Annotated in this window: 23 protein-coding genes; 6 read left to right on the top strand and 17 right to left on the bottom strand. The window is 38.6% G+C overall.

Annotated features, from left to right (window positions below; translation table 11 throughout):
- From KK060_RS05075 to guaB, 6 genes are all read right to left on the bottom strand, one after another.
- Positions 1-879 carry a peptidyl-prolyl cis-trans isomerase gene (locus tag KK060_RS05075; RefSeq protein ID WP_254152611.1) on the bottom strand — a complete coding sequence of 293 codons (879 nt, stop codon included), beginning with the start codon at positions 877-879 and terminating at the stop codon, positions 1-3.
- A gap of 10 nt (positions 880-889) precedes the next feature.
- The gene (locus tag KK060_RS05080) at positions 890-2,851 is read right to left on the bottom strand and encodes a peptidylprolyl isomerase (protein ID WP_254152612.1); all 1,962 of its coding nucleotides are present in this window, start codon (positions 2,849-2,851) and stop codon (positions 890-892) included.
- Positions 2,852-2,867: 16 nt separating this feature from the next.
- The gene (locus tag KK060_RS05085; RefSeq protein WP_254152613.1) at positions 2,868-3,287 is read right to left on the bottom strand and encodes an ATP-binding protein; all 420 of its coding nucleotides are present in this window, start codon (positions 3,285-3,287) and stop codon (positions 2,868-2,870) included.
- The gene (locus KK060_RS05090; protein ID WP_254152614.1) at positions 3,284-3,622 is read right to left on the bottom strand and encodes an STAS domain-containing protein; all 339 of its coding nucleotides are present in this window, start codon (positions 3,620-3,622) and stop codon (positions 3,284-3,286) included. Before KK060_RS05090 ends, KK060_RS05085 begins: the two co-directional genes overlap by 4 nt.
- Positions 3,623-3,674: 52 nt before the next feature.
- Entirely contained in the window at positions 3,675-5,702 is a 2,028-nt protein-coding gene (locus KK060_RS05095) for a GAF domain-containing SpoIIE family protein phosphatase (protein WP_254152615.1), read from the bottom strand.
- A gap of 212 nt (positions 5,703-5,914) precedes the next feature.
- Positions 5,915-7,384 carry an IMP dehydrogenase gene (guaB, locus tag KK060_RS05100; RefSeq protein ID WP_254152616.1) on the bottom strand — a complete coding sequence of 490 codons (1,470 nt, stop codon included), beginning with the start codon at positions 7,382-7,384 and terminating at the stop codon, positions 5,915-5,917.
- 465 nt (positions 7,385-7,849) lie between these two features.
- On the opposite strand from guaB, the gene KK060_RS05105 reads away from it, so the two are divergent.
- Genes KK060_RS05105 through KK060_RS05125 form a run of 5 tightly spaced genes read left to right on the top strand, consistent with a single transcriptional unit; the run spans position 7,850 to position 11,626 of the window.
- On the top strand, positions 7,850-8,533 hold the full coding sequence (locus KK060_RS05105) for a septal ring lytic transglycosylase RlpA family protein (RefSeq protein WP_254152617.1): 684 nt from the start codon (positions 7,850-7,852) through the stop codon (positions 8,531-8,533).
- Positions 8,534-8,571: 38 nt separating this feature from the next.
- Positions 8,572-9,354 carry a sulfite exporter TauE/SafE family protein gene (locus KK060_RS05110; RefSeq protein WP_367397463.1) on the top strand — a complete coding sequence of 261 codons (783 nt, stop codon included), beginning with the start codon at positions 8,572-8,574 and terminating at the stop codon, positions 9,352-9,354.
- A 53-nt stretch (positions 9,355-9,407) separates the two neighbouring features.
- Positions 9,408-9,935, top strand: coding sequence for an AAA family ATPase (locus KK060_RS05115; protein WP_254152619.1), 528 nt, complete (start codon positions 9,408-9,410; stop codon positions 9,933-9,935).
- A gap of 42 nt (positions 9,936-9,977) precedes the next feature.
- Positions 9,978-11,219 carry an MFS transporter gene (locus KK060_RS05120; RefSeq protein ID WP_254152620.1) on the top strand — a complete coding sequence of 414 codons (1,242 nt, stop codon included), beginning with the start codon at positions 9,978-9,980 and terminating at the stop codon, positions 11,217-11,219.
- 8 nt (positions 11,220-11,227) lie between these two features.
- The gene (locus KK060_RS05125) at positions 11,228-11,626 is read left to right on the top strand and encodes a DUF2721 domain-containing protein (protein WP_254152621.1); all 399 of its coding nucleotides are present in this window, start codon (positions 11,228-11,230) and stop codon (positions 11,624-11,626) included.
- A gap of 61 nt (positions 11,627-11,687) precedes the next feature.
- Here the strand turns inward: KK060_RS05125 and hemH are convergent, their stop codons facing one another.
- From hemH to KK060_RS05145, 4 genes are all read right to left on the bottom strand, one after another.
- Complete coding sequence (hemH, locus tag KK060_RS05130) at positions 11,688-12,698, bottom strand: ferrochelatase (RefSeq protein ID WP_254152622.1); 1,011 nt, start codon at positions 12,696-12,698, stop codon at positions 11,688-11,690.
- Between the two features lie 74 nt (positions 12,699-12,772).
- Positions 12,773-13,942, bottom strand: a complete 1,170-nt coding sequence (locus KK060_RS05135) for a hypothetical protein (RefSeq protein WP_254152623.1) — start codon at positions 13,940-13,942, stop codon at positions 12,773-12,775.
- Positions 13,939-15,765 carry a PAS domain-containing sensor histidine kinase gene (locus KK060_RS05140; RefSeq protein WP_254152624.1) on the bottom strand — a complete coding sequence of 609 codons (1,827 nt, stop codon included), beginning with the start codon at positions 15,763-15,765 and terminating at the stop codon, positions 13,939-13,941. The genes KK060_RS05135 and KK060_RS05140 overlap by 4 nt, the downstream gene beginning before the upstream one ends.
- 180 nt (positions 15,766-15,945) lie before the next feature.
- Complete coding sequence (locus KK060_RS05145) at positions 15,946-16,362, bottom strand: hypothetical protein (protein WP_254152625.1); 417 nt, start codon at positions 16,360-16,362, stop codon at positions 15,946-15,948.
- A gap of 152 nt (positions 16,363-16,514) precedes the next feature.
- Between KK060_RS05145 and KK060_RS05150 the strand changes: the two genes are divergently transcribed.
- Positions 16,515-16,895: a helix-turn-helix domain-containing protein gene (locus KK060_RS05150; protein ID WP_254152626.1), complete on the top strand. Its 381-nt coding sequence runs from the start codon at positions 16,515-16,517 to the stop codon at positions 16,893-16,895.
- Here KK060_RS05150 and KK060_RS05155 read toward each other — a convergent pair.
- The 7 genes from KK060_RS05155 to atpE form a co-directional block, all read right to left on the bottom strand.
- The gene (locus KK060_RS05155) at positions 16,889-17,515 is read right to left on the bottom strand and encodes a class I SAM-dependent methyltransferase (RefSeq protein ID WP_254152627.1); all 627 of its coding nucleotides are present in this window, start codon (positions 17,513-17,515) and stop codon (positions 16,889-16,891) included. The genes KK060_RS05150 and KK060_RS05155 overlap by 7 nt on opposite strands.
- Entirely contained in the window at positions 17,512-18,327 is an 816-nt protein-coding gene (locus KK060_RS05160; protein WP_254152628.1) for a hypothetical protein, read from the bottom strand. The genes KK060_RS05155 and KK060_RS05160 overlap by 4 nt, the downstream gene beginning before the upstream one ends.
- A 55-nt stretch (positions 18,328-18,382) precedes the next feature.
- Complete coding sequence (gene atpG / locus KK060_RS05165; protein WP_254152629.1) at positions 18,383-19,264, bottom strand: ATP synthase F1 subunit gamma; 882 nt, start codon at positions 19,262-19,264, stop codon at positions 18,383-18,385.
- A 51-nt stretch (positions 19,265-19,315) separates the two neighbouring features.
- Complete coding sequence (gene atpA, locus KK060_RS05170) at positions 19,316-20,890, bottom strand: F0F1 ATP synthase subunit alpha (protein ID WP_254152630.1); 1,575 nt, start codon at positions 20,888-20,890, stop codon at positions 19,316-19,318.
- 12 nt (positions 20,891-20,902) lie between these two features.
- Positions 20,903-21,463, bottom strand: a complete 561-nt coding sequence (gene atpH / locus KK060_RS05175) for an ATP synthase F1 subunit delta (protein WP_254152631.1) — start codon at positions 21,461-21,463, stop codon at positions 20,903-20,905.
- Between the two features lie 2 nt (positions 21,464-21,465).
- Positions 21,466-21,960: a F0F1 ATP synthase subunit B gene (gene atpF, locus KK060_RS05180; RefSeq protein ID WP_254152632.1), complete on the bottom strand. Its 495-nt coding sequence runs from the start codon at positions 21,958-21,960 to the stop codon at positions 21,466-21,468.
- A 102-nt stretch (positions 21,961-22,062) separates the two neighbouring features.
- On the bottom strand, positions 22,063-22,311 hold the full coding sequence (gene atpE / locus KK060_RS05185; protein WP_254152633.1) for an ATP synthase F0 subunit C: 249 nt from the start codon (positions 22,309-22,311) through the stop codon (positions 22,063-22,065).
- Between the last annotated feature and the right edge of the window lie 14 nt (positions 22,312-22,325).

A 22,325-nucleotide genomic window follows, 5' to 3' on the forward strand; every position in this document is an offset into this window, starting at 1 on the left:
TTATTTGTGGAATATTTCGAAATCATCATTTTCCAAAGCATTACTATAAACCTGATCCTCCAGTTTCTTCGCTAACTCTACCTTTCGTTTGTTTAAAATGATGTTAGTAATTTCATCACGAACGAATTCAAGGGGAGAAACATTATCTGAAATTCTATACTCTATGATGCGAAGGTAGTATTGAAAGTTCTCATCTTCAGTTTCATAATAAGGATATGATTTAAGAAACTGTACTTTATTTGGTATTTCAGCAAGAGGTGAGTTGCGAACAAGGTCATCGAACACCATCCACGTTGAATCTGAAATATGGTAAGCAACTGAAAAGCTCAGACAATAAGTTCTTAGCTCCTTTTCATCCTTTTCTTTCCCCGAAAGAATCAGGTCTTTAATTTTTTTGGAGCTTGGGGCATTCTTAGGAACCTTTACATAGGTTGCCCTTACAATGTTCTGCTTAAGAATAAAATTATCGATATTGTTTTTATAGTATGTCTCTATTTCGGCAGGAGAAACGAGCGTATCAAGGTTTTGCTTTACATATTCACTTTGAAATTCGTAAGCAATTATACTATACCGATAATCCAGGATCTTTCGCTCAACCTCGGCTTCATTTATGTTTATCTTTTTGGATGCTTCCTGTATTAGCAGTTGCTTTCTTATCCAACTATCTATGTATGCTTCAACCCGCGAAGTACTATCTTCCTTGGATACAGCAGGGTTAACAATACCGACAAGTTCATCCTTATAAAGATATGCATTATTTACTCTGGCCACCGGCTTTCGATCTTCATCGCCAGTAGCTGCATCTTTCTTCATGCGGATAAAGTCACATCCCATGACAAGAGAACAGCATACAACCAGTACTACATGAAAAAGACGCATCCTTATATTATTAACGCTTCGTATTAACCAATTGCCCAATTATAGCCTGAAGAGCTTTTTTATTCACTTTAACAGAATATTTTTTCTTCAATTGCTCGATCCATTTACTCTCCAAATAACTCTGATAGTCTGTTATAACCTTAGGCCTTGCTTCTACAAACGTCTTTAATCCTGGAGGTAGTATTTTATCAATAAAGATCAGATAATTTAAGTTATTATTTTCCGCCTGGTAAACGCCTTCCTTCCACTGAATTTTGCTCAAAATTATCCGATCATCTTTTTCAAAAGCTCCTTTATCCTCCCTGATCTTGAATTTTTTAATTTGCTCCTGGGCATTAACGCTATCCTTTTGCACAATAAAACCTTTTAATTGTTCAAGGTGGTCTTTCGTAGTGGCCGAATAAATTCTCGCTTCAACTCTTTCTGTTGCCTTATATTTACTTTTGTTCGCGTTAAAGTAGTTTAATTGTCCAACGGAATCTGAGGATGCTTTATTCCATACCTCTTTCTCCATAATATCAAAAAGAAGAATTCCTTCGTAATACTCTTTTAGGAGCCACTTATATTCCGGTGATTTTTTAACGATCTTTTGTTCAAGTGCTGATAACAGTGCCTCTTCAGTATAGGTGTCATACAAAGACTCCATATATTTTTGCGGGCCTTGTGAACCTGGTTTTTGGTTACTTGCTACATAAGAAAAGAAGTCTTTAACAGTATATGTTCTTCCGTTTAATGAAAAGAGTGTTTCCTTTTCTATTGCCTGAGTAGGAGTAGGTTTCCATTTAGCTTTTAGAAGCGTAGAGTCGGCAAGCAACAGTGCTTTCGCTTTAACGGCAGTATTCTCCTCAAAGCCATAATCATTCTTTATTTTAGAATAAGCTGCCTCTTTCGAAACCTCTACCCGTTCGTCTTTGCTGACGCGATTTTTAAGTGACGGCGCAATCACGTCGAAAGGTTGCAAAGGTATTTTTCGTTCTAACCTTATTATATGCCAGCCAAATTGTGTTTTAAATGGATCGGAAATATCGCCTTCATTTTCTAACTCAAAGGCTACTGCTTCGCACTCCGGCACGGCACCCAAAACTCCGACGCCAAAGGGTCTTAATCTGCCGCCATTTTCTTTTGTTGTTAAATCTTCAGAATATTGCCTGCATAGGTCTTCCCACGGTACTCCCTTGTCAAGTTGGTCATGTATGTCGAATATTTGATTCTTTGCCTGCTCGCTATCTTTGTTTTCACCGCTCCGAATCATGATATGAGAAACTTCAACTTCTCCGGCTGCAGGTTTCCTATCAAAAACTTTGACGATATGATAACCAAACCGTGTGCGGATGGGTTGACTTATCTCGCCCTTTTTCGTTGTATACGCTGCCGTTTCAAAAGGATAAACCATTTGCATTGCAGTGAAATAACCTAGGTCACCTTTGTTGATCTTTGCTGATGGATCTTCAGAATACGTCTCTGCAAGGCCTCCGAAATCCTCTCCGTTTAATGCCCTTGTCCTAAGTTCTGTAATTTTTTTGTAAGCTTCGAGGGTATCAGATGGGCTAGCTTCCGGCTTAACATTAATTAAGATATGGGAAGCTTTTACCTCTTCCTTCATCCTGTTATAGGAAAGCAGCACAAGGCTATCAATCAGCTTTGAGTCAGGAAGGTATGGCTTACGCAGTTCATCCTTATAAGAATTATACTCTCTAATAAATGCTTTTGTGGTATCAGTGCCTCTTCGCTGCGCTTCCGTTACTTTTAATTTGAAATTTATAAACAGAGTAAGGTATTCTCTTATTTTATCTTCTGTGAATTCTTCTGTTTTACCCTGGTGGTTCTTTTTGTAGAGGTATACAAATTCACTTGTAATAACAGGTTTTTTATCAACAGAAAATAAAACCTGCTCCGATTGTTGTTGAGCAAATAATGCTAAACAGCCAGTAAGGTAACTGAGCGAAAACAAGAGAGCTTTTCTTACGTACATGCAGAATGTATAATACTTAATTGAATCTTACTTGTTTTATGAGGCGGCAAACGTTCTTACCACTTGCGGTTTGATATTCTACTTTGTCCATGATTGTTTTTACCAATCTGATACCCAAACCTCCTTTTCTTTTATCGTGAACAAGGTTGCCTAAATCCGGTTCTGAAAATTTGTTAATGTCGAACACTGTACCATCATCAATTATTTCAAATATAACGGGTTTGCCTTCCTGCACGGAAATATGCAATTCAAATAACTCATCAGGGTTACATTGGTGAGAATGGATCATTAGGTTTGAACACATCTCATCTAACGCGAGCACCATCTCACTTATCTGCAGATCTTGCACGCCATGAGTCTTTAAGGTATTCCTGATAAAATCGCGAACACCTTTCAGATTTTCGATACTACAACCAACTTTATATCTATAGTTCATTGAATCATCCTCTTAGCTTGAGCTTTATCCTTGGTAATGTCCAGCAACTCATTTAAACCAAGAATCTCGAAAGTATTAGCTACTTTGTCGTTCATACCATACAGAACCATCTTTATGTTTTTGTCTTTGAATTCTTCTATATAAGACATAAAAACTCCAAGGCCAGCAGATGAGATATACTCCAGCGAGCTACAGTCGATAAGGATTTTAGTGGCACCCTCACCCACACTTTTGGCGATTGCCAGATCAAGCTCAATAGAAGAACTAGCATCTATTTCACCAATCAGGGCAAGAATATCAGCGCTGTCTTCCTGAAGTCTTTTGATATGGATCATGTGTTTAAACGTTTTTTATTCTCTTTAGTTTTGCCAACTTATCGCCAGCTTTTTATTTAAATTTCACAATCATCGTTGTATAATCATCATTAATGTTTTTTGTACCTGAAAACTCATACAGCTTATTAATAAGGTGCTCCTGAATCTCCTTCGGTGATAATGATTTAACTTCCGATAATATTTCGGCTAATCTTTCATAACCAAATTCTTCTCCCTTATCATTTTTGGCCTCAGTTATACCATCAGTATATAAGACCATGATGTCGTTTGGTTTGTATTCAAACTCATAGGCTTGAATAAAGCTGCCGTAACTTTTATTACGAACCATACCCAGGGCAATTCCTTTGTCTTTAAAGTATTCAGTAGAATTGTCAGCAGCATGATAATACAATACAGGGCAGTGACCTGCGCGGGAGTATTGAATCTTCTTGGTTAAGGTATTAACTATAAAAAAAGTTGCTGAAATAAAGGAACCTCTTTCCAAACAGTAAACCAGTGCCTGGTTGGCCCTTCGCATAAATTCATCGGCCTGAATACAATGCTGAGCAAGGCTATGGAATATACCTTTCATCTGCGACATGTGAAAGGCTGCCGTAGTTCCTTTACCAGAAACGTCAGCGATAATTAATGATACTTCATTGTCGTTTGTGCGAAGGGTATCATAATAATCGCCACCTACTTCATCGGCAGACTCAGAAAAGGCTGCTATTTCAAAATCCTTGTCCTGTTCCAGAACATCAGGAAGCAAACTTTTCTGAACGTTTTTGGCAATCTTCAGCTCCTCTTTATAGCGTTCATTCTGGAGCGCCTCTTCCATTAACCTGAAATTCTCAATAGAAATTCCAGCCTGGTTGGCAAATGTAGAGACGATCTTTGTCATCTCTTTATTGAAACTCTCGGCAAGTTCTTTTAGAAGAGCAAGTGTCCCTATGTTCTCCCCCTTAACATAAATAGGAAAAGCAAGTATAGATCTAAACCTGGATCCTCTTAATGCTGCCAGGTGCTTTGACAGATTGCGTGTTTTATCACTCCCCTGATCTAAAATGCCTTTAACGTTTTGTGCATTAAGATGACTTATAATCTCGTAAGCCTCTTTATCAGTAATTTTATAAGTATATAATTTCGATGGCTGATCAGGATGTTTCACTTCAAGCCATGCCGCATCTGCAAAAACTGTACTTACAGAAGTCTCAAGTAAGATATTATATACGCTCTCTTCACTTTGTTCTGTCTGAATAGACTGGCTTATGCGTTGGAAGTTTACCACCTCTTCAAGTTTTTGTTCGAAAACAGAGCTCGTGGGAAGATTGAACAGAATTACCAGGAAAGAGAATATACTATACAGCGTTACAAATGTTATTATCGACAGTATAAAAATGTGAAACTGGTAGTCTGTATAATTTGCTGTTTTGGTTGAAAGAGATTCTACCAATGAGCTCATGGTAAATAAACCATACAGCAGGTAAAAAATCGTTAACAGCAGCAATAAAAGGCTTGTCCATTTTTGTCTGAAGTTAAGGTATGCAACCCACTTCATATTACCTGATAGTATCAGGCCTATAATAACAAAGAAGGTTAGTAATGTAACATACAGCTCTTCGACGAAAGGGAAATCGAAACTGTTATAGATAAGAGAGAAGAGTAGTCCCCATTCAAAGAAATTCCAGAGCCTGAGTAACCACTTCGATTTCTGGTACAATATAAGCCGCTTCCATGCCATAAAAGCCATGATCAGGAAGCCAATCATAAGGCCCAGGTTGATCATGTACAGCAGATCAACGAAAACAACGTGGTTTGTAAGTTTTGTAGAGCCGATTAGAAACTCAACCAACTTTAAGGCGAGTGAAATAACTGTAGCAACCAGGCCTGTTGCAAATACACGCCATAGAAGGTCAACAAAGTTTAAAGAGTCTTCCCGCTCTACTTTAAGCTTATAGTAGTAATAGAGTGTAAGGATAAAAAGGTTAAGTATGACGTTGGGGATCCAAAGCGGGATGTCAGATTTTATATTGTTGGTAGAACTTAAAACAATAGAAATATCAGTGAATAACAAGGCCAGCCAGGTGATTACACCTACCATGAATAAGAGTCTAATAATGGCCTTCGTTCGCATTTACTTGGAAAAACCTCGAATTGGAGGTAAAAAATAGGCCAATCACACGATTGGCCCTGCAATAATAAGGATAAATTAAAAAAGATCAGTTAACAACCAGTTTCTTAGTTGAATAGAAACAAATGTGATCAATGTTAATTATCAAATTCTGCAATACTTAACAACGCCGGATTGAAATCCTATTTCCTGCTATAGTTAGGTGCCTCCCTGGTGATTGTTACATCATGAGGATGGCTTTCGTAAACGCCGGCGGCAGTTATTTTAACAAATTTTGCATCCTTAAGCGCTTCTATATTACCTGAACCACAATAGCCCATACCTGCTCTTAAACCTCCTACGAGTTGGTATAAGACTTCGGCTACTAATCCTTTATAAGGAACGCGACCTGAAATTCCTTCAGGTACCAGCTTTTTAATATCATCTTCTACATCCTGGAAATATCTATCCTTGGAGCCATCTTCCATTGCTTCAAGTGATCCCATTCCACGATAAGACTTAAATTTTCTTCCTTCGTAAATAATCACTTCACCAGGCGCCTCTTCGGTTCCTGCAAGCAGAGACCCTATCATCACGCAATCTGCTCCTGCCGCTATCGCTTTAACTATGTCTCCTGAAAACCTAATACCGCCATCAGCTATTATTTTGGCATCACTACCTTTTACTGCTTTGGCAGCCTCATAAACTGCAGATAATTGAGGTAGCCCAACACCAGCAACAACACGGGTGGTACATATACTCCCTGGCCCAACACCTACTTTAATTGCATCTGCCCCTGCATCAGCCAATGCTTTGGCTCCCGCTCCGGTTGCAACATTGCCGACTACGAGTGGCATATCCGGATATTTTTGCTTAACTCTTTTTGCTGCATCTATAACACCTTTGGAATGACCATGTGCAGTGTCAATACTTATAACATCAACTCCTGCTACTTTAAGTGCCTCTATTCTTTCGAGTATGTCAGGAGTAACGCCTACTGCAGCTCCTACTCTTAATCTTCCGAACTCGTCCTGGCAGGCAGTTGGCTTGTTTTTCTTTTTCTGGATGTCTTTAAAAGTAATTAAGCCCGTAAGCTTTCCATTCTTATTGATTATAGGCAATTTCTCAATTTTATATCGCTTAAGAATGTCTTCAGCTTTTTCGAGGGTAATCCCTTCTGGTGCTGTAACAAGGTTATCTTTGGTCATGATGCCCTCAACCGGTGCATTCATATCTTTCTGAAAACGCAGATCACGATTTGTAATAATGCCTAGTAGCTTACCATCCCCATCTACAACAGGAATGCCGCCAATGCGAAACTCACGCATGATGTTTTCGGCTTGCTGAACTGTTGAGTTTACGCTTAAAGTAATGGGATCTAATATTAACCCGCTTTGAGAACGTTTAACCTTTCTTACCTGCTCCGCCTGCAGGGCAATTTTCATGTTTTTGTGAATGAAGCCCAGCCCTCCCTCAAGTGCTACGCTAATTGCTAGTTCTGCTTCAGTTACCGTATCCATAGCTGCGGAAACTATGGGTATATTTAACGTTATATTCTTTGTAAGCTTTGTTGAAGTGTTGGTTTCGCGGGGAAGTACTTCTGAATACGCTGGAACAAGAAGCACATCGTCATAGGTAAGTGCTTCAAAAAGGAATTTGGAATTATCGAGCATGGCAAATAAATACGATCTATTATTTGCCGGGCAAAGTTAAGTAAATTTATACATCTTCAAATAAGTTTTTAAAAACTGACAGAATTGCCGGAAGCCAAATAAATAGGAAGTGAAAAGTCAAAAAATTCCCACTGAAGGTGAGACTAGGTAAGGCCATCCTAAACCCTTCCTAATCCTTCCTATATCCCTTCATTTTTCATGTTATTTTGGCAGAAACAAATTTTATTTGGATCACGAGCTGTAGGAAATTTTAAATTCACCGTAAACTCTTACACGGCTTGGAAGGAGAAGATGATGTTCTACGGTAAAAGAAAGGGTAAGACGTTCTCTTCTAACACACCTGATAATCTTCTTTATAAAGTATTTTTAATCTACGGTTAACCGAATGTTCTATTAAATATAACGGCACCAGCTTTATCTTTGCATTTAAATAAGTTTGAAGGTTCTTATACTAACCGAAACCCCATGAAGAGATTATCTTTTGCATTTTTTTTCAGCATTTTATTTTTTGCTGCTTTCGCTCAGATTCAAACTGGTAAAGCCTCCTTTTATGCAGACAAGTTTGAAGGAAGCCCTACTGCCAGCGGAGAAAAATACAAACACAACAAGCTAACAGGGGCGCATCGAAGCCTTCCTTTTGGTACTAAGGTTAAGGTTACGAATACGGCCAATAACAAATCAGTAGAAGTTATCATAAACGATAGAGGGCCCTGGGTAGAAAGCAGAATTATTGATCTATCTAAAAGTGCCGCCGAAGAATTAGGTTTTATAAACCAGGGTGTTGCAGAAGTACAACTAGAGGTTTTAGATCCGGGTGATGGTAAGACAAGTGACCCCGCCAGAACAATTGATCAGGTAACAGTTGAGGACAAAGAGTTTTATGAATTTGAAATAACAAGAACGAAGCCTAAGGGATACGGCGTGCAGATAGGAACTTACCAGGAGCTTGTTAATCTTATGCGTTTATCTGATAATCTCAAAAATTCTTATAAGAAACACGTTACTGTTCAGGTTAAAGTGCTTAATGGTTTAAAATATTATGGCTTGATTCTGGGCAAGTTTCCATCAAGAGAAAAAGCAGAACAATTTAAAGGAGAACTTAAAAATAAATTTCCCGACGCCTTTATTGTTGAATACGGCCGACTATGACACACTTAAAAAGTGTATACTAGCGCCGTCAAATGATAATGATGGAAGTAGTTGGCTATATTGGCTCTATATTTATCGGTGTAATTCTAGGATTATTAGGTGGAGGAGGCTCGATTCTTTCCATACCTATTCTTGTGTATTTATTTAAAATTGAACCTGTTACTGCCTCTGCCTATTCACTTTTTATAGTAGGCACTACCAGTTTTGTAGGAGCGATACCAAAGTACCGGGAACATCTGGTAAATATCAGAACAGGGTTTCTATTCGGTATACCTTCCATTGCCAGTATTTTTATTACCAGAAAGTGGGTTGTTCCTGCCATTCCTGAAGTAATTATAAGTGTTAATGATTTTATTTTAACGAAAAGAATTTTACTTCTTGGTGTATTTGCCTTACTTATGATACTTGCCTCCATTTCTATGATACGGGGAAGGAAGGAGGAGACAAATCACCATGATGTTAAAGTTCTTCTTACAATAGTAGAAGGGGTAATTATCGGGTCATTAACTGGATTAGTTGGAGCAGGTGGTGGATTTTTAATTATACCGGCCCTTGTGTTTTTAACAGGCCTTCCCTTTAAAACTGCAGTTGGTACTTCGCTATTTATTATTGCCATTAATTCATTAATTGGTTTTTTGGGTGATGTTTTGAATTACTCGATGGACTGGCTTTTCCTATTATCAATAACAACACTGGCTGTGGGTGGCATTTTTATTGGAAACAGACTACATAAAAGATTTTCAGCAGTGCATTTAAGAAGAGTGTTCGGCTGGTTTATTCTGTGCATGGGCACCTATATACTTGTAAAAGAATTAAGTTGATTTATCTTCTATGTTTGTTTAAGATTGATTCTCTTTACTTTTTATACTTTCGATTGGATAGTTCAATAAAAAAGATAGCGATTATAGGACCTGAGTGTACCGGCAAATCATCTCTTTCTGAGATGCTGGCTAAGCATTTTAACACTACATGGGTTCCTGAATATGCACGAAGCTATATTGAAAATTTACGAGGACCATATCAGCAATCTGATCTTTTAAAAATAGCGCACGGACAATTACGCGTTGAGGATGAATGGGCTAAAGACGCGAATAAAGTACTTATATGTGATACTAATCTTTATGTGATTAAAATCTGGAGTGAAGTGAAGTTCGGTTCGGTTGATCCGGAGATTATTAATCACATTCAGAGTCGTAAGTATGACTTGTACTTATTAACCTATGTTGATATCCCCTGGGAAGACGATCCTCAACGTGAACATCCTGATAAGAGGGAGTATCTGTATTCGCTTTACTATAATGAATTGAAACAGCAGCAGGTTCCTTTTGTTGAAATAAAAGGTTCTTTTGAGCAGAGAAGAAAAAACGCCATACAAGCTATTGAAAAAATGTTAGTCCGTTGATGAATACATTAGCCTTGCTATTTTTGTAAGCATTGTTTAAGAATGAATAACTTTCCCACAGGCCCTTACGCCTCAATTAAAATTCCTGATTTCAGATTATTTATTTCCTCGCGTTTTTGCATAACACTTGCAATACAAATCCAGTCAGTAGTTGTGGCGTGGCAGGTATATGCTATTACTAAAGATCCTTTATCCCTTGGCCTTATAGGGTTAGCAGAAGCCATTCCATCAATAAGCGTGTCGTTATACGCCGGGCATGTAGCGGATATTATGCAGAGAAAAAAGATTATTGTTACATGCATCAGCACTTTGCTACTTTGCTCTTCGCTTCTTTTATTTTTCACGCTTGATATTGGTGCTGGCATTATCACACGTAGTGTTGTTCCGATATATACAGTAATATTTATTAGTGGTATTGCGAGGGGTTTTCTCACGCCGGCTTTATTCTCCTTTATGCCTCAACTTGTTCCGAGAGAATTGTATACAAACGCAATATCGTGGAACAGTACGTTATGGGAGACAGCAACAATAGCAGGACTGGCTTTAGGTGGTTTAATCTATGGTTTCTATGGTATAACCTCTGCGTATACGATTGATGTCAGCCTGACGCTAATCGGACTCGTGCTAGCTATATCAGTAGGAAATAAACCTTTACCGGAGATTACGGCAGAAGAAGGAGTGGTAGAAAAAATTAAGGCAGGGCTGCGTTTCGTGTTCCATAATAAAATAATACTAAGCGCAATATCATTAGACCTATTTGCTGTACTTTTTGGAGGAGCAGTAGCTTTACTTCCGATCTTTGCGGAAGAAATACTTCATACTGGTCCAATTGGTCTTGGAATTTTACGTGCAGCGCCTTCGATTGGTGCCGTATGTACAGCTTTCTACATTACGCATAATCCCATCACTAAACATGCAGGAAAAATTCTCTTATCATGCGTAGGTGGGTTTGGCGTGTGTATGATATTATTTGCCCTATCTACTAACTTTTGGTTGTCTCTCTTTCTGCTTATTGCAAGCGGAGCTTTTGACTGCATCAGTGTTATTATACGCAGTACACTTCTTCAAACACTTACACCTGAAAATATGAAGGGCAGAGTATCTGCCGTAAATCATATATTTATCGGCTCTTCTAATGAAATAGGGATGTTTGAATCAGGTGTAACTGCCAGAAGCTTTGGGACGGTTCGGTCTGTTATATTAGGAGGTTTTGCAACTTTACTCGTTGTCTCTGTTATGGCTACCTTTTCAAAATCATTACGAACACTGCAAAGAGTCCAGTAAGTAAAGCTATGACTATTTCAATAAACACACCTGCGCTGCTATTCCCCGCTATAACACTTCTCATGCTTGCTTACACCAATCGCTTCTTGGCATTGGCAACTCTTATCCGAAATTTACATAGTAAGTGGAAGCTGGCTCCTGAAGAGCATCACACCATTAAAGAACAAATCAAAAATCTAAGACGAAGGTTAATGCTTATCAAACAAATGCAAGCTGCCGGAATTACGAGCTTTTTCTTTTGTGTTTTATGTATGCTATTCTTCTACCTCGAGTATGAAGTTTTAGCATACTCTATTTTTGGATTGAGTCTTGTTTTTCTGTTATTATCACTGGTTCTCTCGCTCAACGAAATTTATATCAGCACAAAAGCCCTTGAGCTTGAATTAAAGGACATGCTCGAGGACTAAGGTGTATGTAACTTTCAAGCCCACTCAAAAAATTAGCCCTTGCATCAACAATGATAAGCTGTCAGTTTTGCAACACCAGTGATTTCATGCATTGAATCCATGAAGGGTGATCATTGAGGCTTTCTACAAGTTGAACTTTTTCACCTCCATGTTCATGAAACAATTCCTGGTATTCTTCTCCTATTTCAATTATTGTTTCAAGACAATCTGCAGTGAACGCGGGTGAAAAGACGAGCAATTTCTTCATTCCCTTCTTACCGCACTCTTTAATAACCTCATCAGAATATGGCTTTACCCATCCTTCGTCTAACCGAGACTGAAAACACACCGTATACTTACTCGATGGTATACCTAAGCGTTCTGCAATAAGTCTTGTTGTAGCGTAACAAGCTGCTTTGTAGCAGAACTTGTTTTCTTCAGTAACTTCATGTTCACAGTTATGCCCATCGCAAGGGCCATCATTGTATACTTTATCCAACTGCCTTTGAGGAAGACCGTGATATGAGAACAACACATGGTCATAATCATCGATACGGTGCTGCTTTCCTCTTTCTACAAAGCCATTGATGTAATCAGCATGATCATAATATTGAGAGATTAATCTTAGCTCCGGTATTACCCACCATTTTTGAACTACACGCATCACCTCTTCCAGCGCTGATCCTGTAGAGGCTGAGGCATACTGCGGGAACATTGGTAGTACAATAATTTTGGAGTAGTTCTTTTTTCGCATGGTTTCCAGAACATCAGGTATAGAAGGATTTTTGTATCGCATTGCCAGGTACACATCATACTGAGACCCTAATTGTTGTTGCAATAGTTCTTTTGCTCTTTCACTGTAATACAACAAGGGAGAGCCATCCGCTGTCCATAATTTTTTATAGACTTTTGCAGATTTAGAAGCGCGAAAAGGTACAATAACAACATTCACGAGTAGCTTTCTTAAAAGCCACGGAATGTCGATTACCCGTGGATCGTTTAGAAATTGTGAGAGGTATGATCGTACGTGGCCAACAGAAGGGCTATCAGGCGTACCTAAATTTATTAATAGAACTCCAATTTTATCTTTCATTACTAACAAGTCCGTTCGAAGTGCGAAGGTATAGTATTAACAATTATTGTTAAAAGTTGTTCAAAAAGTATGTGCTAATGAAGAATGGGCGACCTTTTAAAAGGTTTAGACTCATCAAAAAGTTTACGATATGTGGCATGTCGTTTCACCACATCTCCACCCACCTGCGAAGCGACATTTATCATTTTTGGGTTAAAATCTCCGATCCAGTTCATTTCGTAGTCGTCATAGCGTCTGTATTCTTCCTGCAGCACTTTTCTTCCAGCAGATACAATAGCCCCATCTATTCCCTTCCCCTGATGCTCGGGAACCACACCGAAAAGAATCCCAAAAGCTTTTCTATTGGTCTTTAATAGTTGATGCCATACAAATTTGAGTTTTCCCAACACATTTAATTTTCCATTGACATGTTTAAAAATCTGGTTGATCTCTGGGAGTGAGAGGAAAAACGCGATGGGATCGCGTTTGTAAAAACCAAAGAACAGCAGCTTCCTATCAAGAATAGGTTTCATTTGTTTTACGAGCATTTGTGCCTGCGCCATTGTAAGTTCAGGGTTCTCGTTGCGTTTGGCCCAAGCCCTATTATAAACGGTAAGAAGATATTCCGGCAACTTATCTATCTCCGATTTTCTTAAGTAACGAAATTCATAATCAGGATTCCCTTCGGTCATTGCAGCTTTTTCATCAATACGATCATGTACAGCTCCCATCACAGGACGGCCAAAGGTAAGTTGATAGAAGTATACCTTAAAGCCATAGGCTACGAACATATTGACATAGTAAGGAAAGTTATAATTGCATTGATAGTTAGGCTGCCTATCAAAACCTTCTACAAGCAAACCCCACCAACGGTCTCTGCTGCCGAAATTAATGGGCCCATCCATAGCTTCCATTCCTTTGCTTTGTAGCCATTGTTTGCACTGATCAAAAAGCATGAATGCTGCCTTTTGATTGTTAATACACTCAAAAAAGCCCATTCCGCCGGTAGGCTGGTCGTTGCCTTTATGCACTATCTTGTTGTTGACAAACGCAGCCACCCGACCTATTGTTTGTCCGCTATCATCTACTAATATCCAGCGGATACATTCACCATGCCTGAATGTTTTATTCTTTTCTTTATCAAATACATTTTCTATGTCTTTATCTAAGGGGCGAATCCAGTTTGGCTCATTTTTATAAAGCTTCACCGGTAATGTTAGAAATTCCTTTTTCTGCTGTGGAGTAACTACTTCAAAAATGTTCATCGTGGTTCAACTACAATAGGAGATGTTTTATTTATTATACTGTTAATTCTATTGGGCAAGAGAATGTTAAATCTGGTACCATGCCCTACTTTACTTACCACATTGATTTGACCTCCCAACTTATCAATAGCGTTTTTTACAATATATAATCCAATTCCTGAGCCGTCTGATTGTTCAGTTGCTCTGTAAAACATGTCAAATATTTTCGAAAGACTTACTTCATCTATGCCAATACCATTATCTGAAAAATTGATATCGGCGCGTAAATGATCTACATGAATTTTAATATTTATTTCTGGTGTATCTGTATACAATTGCCGATACTTGATGGCATTGGATATTAGATTTCTAAAAATCTCTGATATTCGCCAATGATCACTGTAAAATTCAATTCCTTCAATTTTTATATTTCGTTTCATTATCCTGGCACCTTCCAGGTAGCTTAAATCAGTAAAAGTTTGATCAATGATTTTTCGTAAGTCGACCTTACTGATACTCACTTCCATTTTCAGATTCTTCGAATGGCTTAACACATCATTGATAAAGTGATCTAGCGCCTGCACCTTATTACCAATAATATCAATATACTCCAATGGATCATCTGAATTGCCGGGAAGGCGGGCCAAATTTACAAGACCCAGAATAGATGACAGCGGCGCTCGAAGGTCATGTGAAACCTTATAAACAAAGTTATCTAGTTCAGTATTTCTTATCTTTAATTCTTCCTCTACGCTTTTCCTGTCTGTAATGTCAACATAGACACCATAAATGCCGATAGTTTGGTTATCGAGCATTACAGGAACACCGCAAAGAATTACATTTACCAAATCTCCGCTTCTGTGCCTTCTTATAGTTTCGATACTTACTACCTGGTTAGAAGTAATAAGATTATTCAGATCAATACCTTCATTTCTTAATTCTTCCGGAACAATGAAATCATTCAGGTTCTTACCTCTGAGTTCAGTTAAGGCAAAACCAAACATCTTTTCAAATCCCTTATTAACCTGAAAAACTTTTCCGTTTTCATCGAGCATTACAACTGCCATAGGCACATTTTGAAATAGCTGAGTAAACAGAGTTTCATTCTTCTTAATGCGTGCTTCCGTCTGTTTCTTCTCTGTTATGTCGCGGAAGATAACCTGAACACATTGCGCGCCTTTGTATGTGAAAGAATAAGCCATTACTTCTAAATCCAAAACTCTTCCATCAGCATGTAGATACTTCTGCTCCATTAAAGGAACAGGTATGCCTGTCTGTGCCTCCTTCATCCGTTCCATTACCCTTTCACGAAAGTCCGGATGAACCATATCAATAACATCTTTGCCGATAAGATTACCTTCCTTTATTCCTAAAATTGAATAAGCATAGGCGTTGGCAAATACCAGCTTCCCTTTATTATGAATTACTATCCCAACAGGTAATTTTTCAATGAGCGACTGGTATTGTAGCTCGCTTTCAATTTCCGTTTGTTTTCTTTCTGAAATGTTCTGTATAATTCCGCGTTGAAGAACCCGGCCATCTTTTTGAACTTCGTGATTGGATCTGAACTCCATCCACCTAACTCTTCCGTTTACTATTACGCGTCCCTGCCAGTGCCATTCCGCAAAGCTTTGCCGGCTTTGAATAGCCGTATCTTTGAGTGAGGGGAGGTCATCTTCATGAACAATTGTATCAAGTATTGAAGCATCGTTAAGCAGTACTTGTGCATCAATGCCTAGAATAGTGCTGCTGGCTTCACTTACATATGTAAAGCATTGTCTTCCATCCGGATAAATTGCGTACTCATACACTACTGCGGGTAGATACTTAAAAAGGTCCTGCATGGCCACCGGATTGACTTAACATCTTAATGAAAAACTCACTACTGCTTATAGAGGTTAATACGCAATTTACTGTTAAAGCACTATAATACAATATAAGATCAAAAGAGATGAGGGGATAATGTTAAATCAGCGACTGGAAATCGTTGAAGTCTTCCAAATGACAATAACTTATGGATTTCCCTAGGCGAATGTCATTTTTCTCAGCCATAATCGTGCTTCACGAACTGTTTCAAAATACCTTACTTTAATTAGGCCTGTTTTATTGGTCATTTCCTTAATAATGAGTTGTGTAAATTTATTACCTGGCATTACTATCGCAAGAAACCGAATTCCTGCTTTCCCCATTTGCGGTAATACATTGTTTTTAAAGTAAACGATATCTTCCTCCAACACCGGCCCTGCATCGCTACTATCAGTTAACATGTGAAGTTTAGGATAATTCTTGACATGTTGGTGCATCAGCTCCAGACGCTTTAATTGTACCAATTGATAGTGTTCGCTAAATCGTGGTATGCCCTTTAAGGTGACCTTTATACATGGAATGGTGTCATCTAATTCTACGGTTGCATACTCATCTTGATAATAAGGCTTTTCCATGAATGGGTATTGAGGGCGTTACAAAATGGGAGGACCTGTTAATTTAACAGAATAATAACTGTAAAGCAAAAGGTTACACTTTTGGATTTTCTTGAATAAGGTGTAACTTATTAATTCACAGTATCTTTAACACATCTAAATCCTGAGAACCAATGAAAGTTGAAATAGGGCAAAAAATACAGGAAGTTTTTGAGGCTAAGGGTATGAAGCTTACTGACTTTGCTGATGAATTAGGAACCGTAAGGCAAAATGTTTATCGCATTTTTAAGAAAAGGCACCTGGATACAGGGCTGCTTCTTAAAATATCGCAGGTTCTTGACCATAATTTCTTCCAATATTACGTTGAAATGCAACAAGGTGAGAGCATTGAACAAAAACAAGAGATTTCCCAGTTAAAAATGGAGGCACTAGAGCAGCACCGGCAATTATACCTAGCTAAAAAAGAAATAGAATATTTAAGAAAAATAATTAAACTGATGGAAGAAAAAGCGGAGCTCATTCAACAATTTGATGGCGATGTAATAGCTCAATAAATCTTGTAAACTACAGAATGAATAAAGCCTCTAAAGAAATCTTTGGAATCAAGAACAACGAATTTAGAATTGCTAAATAAATTCTTCCAGTTGGGCAGCCTTTTAAGGTGGATACCACATGCGAAGCGGAAGAAAAGGAACATGCTCCTCAACAGCACTCGTTGCCACCATACACCCTTATCCTGAAAATCAGAAACTAGCCATAAAGAATCTTTACGCGTTGATCTTTTTAGTTTAGACACTACTTCCTGCAGTTGTTCTTCTTTAAATAAGTCAAGAAAGAAATTGGCGATGATCGCGTCATATTCAACTTCCTTAGGCAAGGATTCTTCTGTGCCATGAATAAATATAACATTGTCTGCATATTGTTGGAGCTTTTGCTCAGTCTCCTCTATCATTCTTAGTGAAGCTTCAACATAAGTAATTTTGATTTTAGGGTATAGAAGCAAAATCTCCTTCGCTATCCATCCTGTACCTCCACCAATAATTAGTACATTCTCACTATTGTTCAGATAACGAAGAAAGTACTTTTGCGAGCTCTTTATCTGCCCTCCAAAAACAACGGATGCAATCAAATCATAATACTTCGCTACTTTATCAAAAATATTTAGCGTATTCATACAAGAAGTAAAGCAGGTAAAAAGAAAACAGCATCACCGATGAGCCGGTACAGGTCGTGCTTCCTAAAGAAGGAATTGAAATAAAACACTGTCAATAAAATCAACGTCATTATCAACAGTATGACCTGTACGCTATCAAAGTTGTAAAGCAGTGCCTGCGCTATAAATATCAAACAGGTAATAACCGCGAGTATTGCTATCAATGTTCTCAAAACTTTAGGACCAAAGTATGTAACAAAAGACATCATCTTGTCTTTAACGTCAGTATTGGCGTCAACCCAAGAATACACCAGGAGATTTAGCAGTGCAATCAGGAAAAATTGCACGATAATTAAGGTATGGTAATCATTAATATGAACATTGGTAACAGAGATTGATGGAAGAAGTACACCAATTGTATACATCAAGGCAACAAATAATTCTTTAAGAAAGGGGAGCTTTTGATTTATCACAAGGTATATGCCTACACACATAGCCAATCTTAAACCCCAAATGAATACCTGATGTCGGATAAAGAAAAGGAGTATAGAATCGACTATCAATACTATCATTAAACAAATAAGTATAGGCTTGAAGTGCTTCTGATGAAATAAGTGTCTTGTAGACGATGCGGGCTTGCTTATGTCTTTAGCGTCCTTTAAGTGGTCAGCAGTATATACTATCCATACAGTAAGACCCAGAACGGCAAGCCCGTAAGGTAAAATTGTTACTTTAAATAACTTGCCAAAGAAAAGCCCCGAAATAACGGCACCAATAACAACATCAATACTAAGAATATTAAGAAGTTTGTAAGCATGAAGAAGTTTGTTCATAAAACAAAAAGGTCTCCTTTTCCAAGGAGACCTTAATTTATAAAACGTTTTATTCTTATGAAGATTTTAAAGCTTCTGCGCCACCAACAATTTCTAGAATTTCTTTTGTAATTGCTGCCTGACGTGTTCTGTTGTAAGTTAACCTTAATTGTTTTAGCAATTCACCAGCATTGTCAGTTGCTTTGTCCATCGCTGTCATTCTAGCACCGTGCTCTGCAGCATTTGAATCAAGAACTGCTTTATACAATTGTACCTTCAATGACTTTGGAATAAGGCCACTAAGGATAGTATCTTGCTCAGGTTGAAAGATATAATCGATTTGGCTTGCAGCATCAATCTGATTTGTTGGAGGAACAATAGGAAGGAATTGTTCAACACGCAGAATTTGAGTAGCTACATTTTTAAATTCATTGTACACCAATTCAACCCTGTCAAACTTACCATCTCTAAATGCCTGCATGATAAAATCAGCGGCGTGAGATACATTATCGTAAGAAAGTGAACTGAAAAGCAATGTATAATCGCCAATCAAATTACACTTGCGTTTACCAAAGTAGTCGGCTGTTTTCTTACCAATAGAAAGAACAGTTACGTTCCCATTATTAAACTGCGTCGCGTACTTTTCCTCGATTACCCTATTTACAGTTTTAAAAACGTTGCTATTAAATGATCCGCAAAGGCCGCGGTCAGAGCTGATCGCCACCAATAAAATTTTGTTCGCCGGACGCTGTTCGTTGTACCAATTCTCTCCATCGGTTTGAGCTGCTGAAAGATTTTGAAGTATCGCATTAAGCTTTTGAGCGAAGGGACGCATCTGCGTAATTCTATCTTGTGCCCTACGCAATTTCGCAGCGGAAACCATCTTCATAGCTTTGGTTATCTGCTGTGTAGAGATTGTAGATGTAATCCTATTCTTTACTTCTTTTAAGCTTGGCATTTGTTTGTCCAGTTATCCAAATACCGCTACTATAAAGTAGCAGTTATTCAATTAATATTTGCTTGAAAGATCTGTTGCAACTTTTTTAATAATTGCCACATCTGCATCCTCAAATTTGCCAACCCTCAGGTTGTCTAACACACCACGTTGTGTTGTACGCAGCAGCTCAATAAATTCCTTCTCGAACTCCTTCACTTTATTAACAGGAACTTTGTCCATAAATCCTCTGGTTGAAGCTGTAATTATTGCCACTTGCTCTTCAACAGGAACAGGAGCATATTGATCTTGTTTGAGGATTTCGGTATTTCTTCTTCCTCTATCAATAGTAAGCTTGGTTGCAGCATCAAGGTCAGACCCGAATTTTGCAAAGGCTTCAAGTTCTCTGTATTGTGCCTGATCCAGCTTTAATGTACCTGCTACCTTCTTCATTGATTTAATTTGAGCAGATCCTCCTACACGAGACACAGAGATACCAACGTTAATGGCTGGTCTGATACCTGAGTTAAACAAGTTTGTTTCAAGGAATATCTGACCGTCAGTGATAGAAATCACATTGGTTGGAATATAAGCTGAAACGTCACCTGCTTGTGTTTCAATAATCGGAAGCGCAGTCAAAGATCCTCCTCCTTTAACCAAAGGCTTTATGGAAGCAGGGAGGTCATTCATGTTTTTGGCAATAGCATCATTGTTGATGATTTTCGCAGCCCTCTCTAATAAACGTGAGTGCAAATAGAAAACGTCACCAGGGTAAGCTTCACGTCCAGGAGGTCTTCTTAATAACAGTGATACTTCACGATAAGCAACTGCCTGTTTAGATAAGTCATCATAAACTACAAGTGCCGGACGACCAGTATCACGGAAGAATTCACCAATAGCAGCTCCGGTAAAAGGAGCAAAGAATTGCATAGGTGCAGGATCTGATGCAGATGCTGAAACGATGATGGTATAAGGTAACGCGCCTGCCTTTTCAAGTGCAGATGCCACGTTAGCTACTGTAGAGGCTTTCTGACCAATTGCTACATATATACAGATAACTGGCTGACCTCTTTCGTAGAACTCCTTCTGATTAATAATTGCATCAAGAGCCACGGCAGTCTTACCAGTCTGACGATCACCAATAATCAATTCGCGTTGACCTCGTCCAATAGGAATCATTGCATCAATAGCTTTGATACCAGTTTGCAGAGGTTCGTTTACTGGTTGGCGATAAATAACACCTGGTGCCTTTCTTTCCAATGGCATCTCATAAAGTTGTCCTGCAATAGGACCTCGACCATCGACAGGTTGACCAAGTGTATTAACTACACGACCTAACATACCATCACCAACCTTTACAGAAGCTATTTGACCAGTACGTTTTACTGTAGCACCTTCTTTAATGTCTTTATAGTCACCCAGTAATACAGCACCCACATTATCTTCTTCCAGGTTAAGAACCAGACCTCTTAATCCGGTTTCAAACTCGATCAACTCACCAGCCTGAGCTTGGGTAAGACCATAGATACGAGCTACACCGTCACCAACAGTAAGTACTGTACCTACTTCTTCCAGTTCGGCGTCAGTTCGTGATTGTGAAAGTTGTTCACGTAAAATTGCTGATACTTCTTCAGGTCTGATCTCTGCCATGTTTATAAGAGATTAATATTCTTTGATATATGGGTTCTTACTAAATTCTAATTCTAATGCTTTAAGCTTATTCTTGATGGATGCATCAACCTGGCGGTCGCCAACGTTAAGAATGAAACCACCAATCATATCTTTGTCCACCTTCTCAATTAATTCAACCTGTGTTTTGCCTGTATAGTTCTTCACCATACCTTCAAATTCAGCGCGAAGTTTTGAATCAAGTGGTACTGCGGTAGTAACAAATGCTTTTCGTATTCCTTTATAATCGTTATATGCTTCATGAAACTCCTTGGCAATTGCTGGCAATAACGGCTCCCTATTCTTACGCGTAAGAATATCAAATATAGCCATTGTTAAAGCATTCACTTTGCCTTTGAAAAGTCTCTCGAGAATAGCGCGCTTTCTGTCATGTTTAACAATAGGATTCGCAAGTAGGAGCTTAAACTCCCTATTGCTTTCAACCAGCTTTGTAAACATGAGCATGTCTGAATGCACCGCCTCCAGCACATTCTGCTCCACGGCAAGTCCAAGGAGAGATTTTACATATCGCGATGCTGCCCTTGAATCTGCCATGACTAATTTGTCTTAAGATCTTTTATATAATTTTCAACAAGCTCTTTCTGCGCTTTGTCGTCAGCAAGTTTTGTCTTCATCAGTTTTTCAGCAACCTGCAATGAGAACATTGCAACCTGCACCCTTACTTCTTTTAAAGCAGCTTGCTTCTCAATGTTAATTGCGGCGCGCGCATCCTCGATAATCTTGTCTGCAGATTTTTTAGCTTCAGTTTGTGCTTCGTCTTTTAAACGGTTTGCAGCTTCCCTAGCCTCTCTTAACATCTTATCTCTTTCTTCACGAGCCTCTTTAAGAAGCTTTTCGTTATCAGACTTAAGTTTAGTCATCTCAAGTCTTGCTCTTTCGGCTGTCTCAAGAGCATCAGTAATAGATTGTTCACGTGCTTTTAGAGAACTGATAATTGGCCTCCAGGCTAGCTTTGCCAGGAGTAAAAAAAGTAATACGAATACAATTAATTGCCAGAGAATTAATCCAGGATCTGGAGTAAGAAGCTGCATAAGTTTTTAAAGGTTTTTACTGAGTTAATACTCAAATTTCTTGTTCAACTTTTAATAAGAAGAAACCTGCCGGCCCATTGCCTAAGCAAGTTTCTTGAATAATTAAGCTGTTCTGAAAGAGATCAGCAGACAAATAACCAGCCCAAAAAGAGCGGCTACTTCAATAAGAGCGGCAATGATAAGCATTGCACCCTGAATTTTACCTGAAGCTTCAGGTTGGCGTGCCATACCTTCCATAGCAGAAGCACCGATTTTACCAATGCCAAGACCTGCGCCAATTGCAACAAGGCCAGCACCGATACCAGCGCCCATTACTGCATAACTGATGTCCAATAAAAGAGCAAACAACATAGATTTATTTATTT

Origin of the sequence: Chryseosolibacter indicum (assembly GCF_018598585.1) — a bacterium.
GTDB lineage: Bacteria > Bacteroidota > Bacteroidia > Cytophagales > Cyclobacteriaceae > Chryseosolibacter > Chryseosolibacter indicus.